Genomic DNA, 1,730 nt, shown 5'->3' on the forward strand with positions numbered 1-1,730 from the left:
GCTGAATTCGACAAGGGCGGGTGCGATCTCGCGAATGCCGAAGCTCAGCGGCGCGTTGAGCTTGAGCGTGCCCCGGGGTTCGATCCTGTCGAGGCTCGCCGAGGCCTCCGCTTCTTCGATGTCGGCGAGAATCCGCTCGCAGGCCGCGAGATAATTGCGTCCCGCCTCGGTCAGCGTCATGCCCCGCGTGCTGCGATGGAGAAGCTTGACGCCGAGTCGATCTTCCACCGCGGCGATATGCTTGGTTACCATGGTCTGAGACAAGTCGAACGACCGTGCCGCCGCGGAAAAATTGCCGAGCGAGGCGACTCGGGCGAAGACCTGCATCCCGGTGATGCGATCGAGCATATCACTCTCTTGGTGTGAGGTTATATTCCAGCGAGGATATTATCATATTCAGAGTATGAAGTCATATGAGGGAAACCCAATCAGGAGATCGCCATGATCGACGCCCGCTCTGCTCCCTTCGCCGCCCTTGTCCTTCGTTTGACGTTGGGCATTCTTTTCCTGGCCCATGCCGGCTTGAAGATCTTCGTCTTCACGCCTGCGGGGACAGCTCAGTTTTTCGGCAGTCTCGGGCTTCCCCTGGCGCTCGCTTATTTGACGATTCTCATCGAGGTGATCGGCGCGGTCGCTCTCATCGTCGGTTTTTACACCCGAATCGCTGCGGTCGTTCTCATACCGGTTTTGCTAGGCGCCATCGCCACCGTGCACGGATCCGCCGGTTTCTTCTTTTCCAATCCCAATGGCGGTTGGGAATATCCCGCGTTCTGGATCGTCGGATTGATCGTCCAGGCGCTTCTCGGCGACGGTGCCTATGCGCTGCGGAGTTCTTCGGCGAAAATCGCCTAAGTGGAAAACGAGGCCATCACCATGTCAGCGACCCTTGCCCCCCTCGGCGGTACCAACGCCGATCAAACACGACCGATCGCCCCCGGCGCGCGCATTGGCCATGTTCATCTGAAAGTCGCGGACCTCGATCGTTCGCTGGCCTTCTATTGCGGCGTTCTCGGGTTTCAGCTCATGCAGCGCTATGGAAGCCAAGCAGCCTTCATCTCCGCCGGCGGCTACCACCACCATATCGGGCTCAATACCTGGCAAAGCAAAGGCGGCTCGCCGCCACCTCCCGGTACAACCGGGCTCTTTCACACGGCGATCCTGTATCCGACCCGGGCCGATCTTGCTGATGCCCTTCGCCGCTTGATCGAAGCAGGTATCCAGCTCGAAGGGGCGAGCGATCATGGGGTGAGCGAAGCGCTCTATCTCAGCGATCCGGACCGAAACGGGGTCGAGCTCTACTGGGATCGCCCCGAGGACGAGTGGCCGCGCGATCGAGAAGGTCATCTCCAGATGGTCACCGAGCGTCTCGATCTCCAGGATCTCCTGGCGAGCGCCAACGGCTGACGACGATCGTCGAAGCCCCCGGAGAATAATCCTTCTCGACTCGGCAGTCGCGCGTCCTAAATGTTACGGTTCCAAGGCGTCGGCTGGCGAGGAGATGGGTTGTGCTACAGGAATTCAAGAAATTCGCGTTGCGCGGAAACGTTGTCGATCTGGCGATCGGCGTGATCATCGGTGCGGCTTTCGGCCGGATCGTCGAATCCATCGTGAGTGACATCTTCATGCCGATCATCGGCGCCGTCACGGGCGGGCTCGATTTCTCCAACTATTTCCTGCCGCTCTCCAGCGCCGTCACAGCGACGTCCCTTGAGGAAGCAAGACGCCAGGGC

General features: G+C 60.0%; 4 protein-coding genes. 3 read left to right on the forward strand and 1 reads right to left on the reverse strand.

The genetic code is table 11. The annotated features are described in order from the left end of the window. The coding region (locus AC1DT3_RS20160; RefSeq protein WP_477466990.1) for a LysR family transcriptional regulator at positions 1 to 348 on the reverse strand (348 nt) is incomplete at its 3' end. A gap of 93 nt (positions 349 to 441) precedes the next feature. On the opposite strand from AC1DT3_RS20160, the gene AC1DT3_RS20165 reads away from it, so the two are divergent. The 3 genes from AC1DT3_RS20165 to mscL all read left to right on the forward strand — a co-directional run. Continuing rightward, positions 442 to 852 (forward strand): DoxX family protein, encoded by a 411-nt coding sequence (locus AC1DT3_RS20165; protein ID WP_477466991.1) that lies wholly within the window; start codon positions 442 to 444, stop codon positions 850 to 852. Positions 853 to 873: 21 nt separating this feature from the next. Further along, on the forward strand, positions 874 to 1,404 hold the full coding sequence (locus tag AC1DT3_RS20170) for a VOC family protein (RefSeq protein WP_477466992.1): 531 nt from the start codon (positions 874 to 876) through the stop codon (positions 1,402 to 1,404). Positions 1,405 to 1,505: 101 nt separating this feature from the next. Next, positions 1,506 to 1,730, forward strand: a 225-nt coding sequence (gene mscL, locus AC1DT3_RS20175) for a large conductance mechanosensitive channel protein MscL (protein WP_477466993.1), incomplete at its 3' end; no start/stop codon positions are given.

Source organism: Microvirga sp. P4_G7, from assembly GCF_056401005.1.

Bases quoted from the DNA above. Each gene is read 5' to 3' on its own strand.
- AC1DT3_RS20165 (WP_477466991.1), top strand. From the start codon at position 442: ATGATCGACGCCCGCTCTGCTCCCTTCGCCGCCCTTGTCCTTCGTTTG.
- AC1DT3_RS20170 (WP_477466992.1), top strand. From the start codon at position 874: ATGTCAGCGACCCTTGCCCCCCTCGGCGGTACCAACGCCGATCAAACA.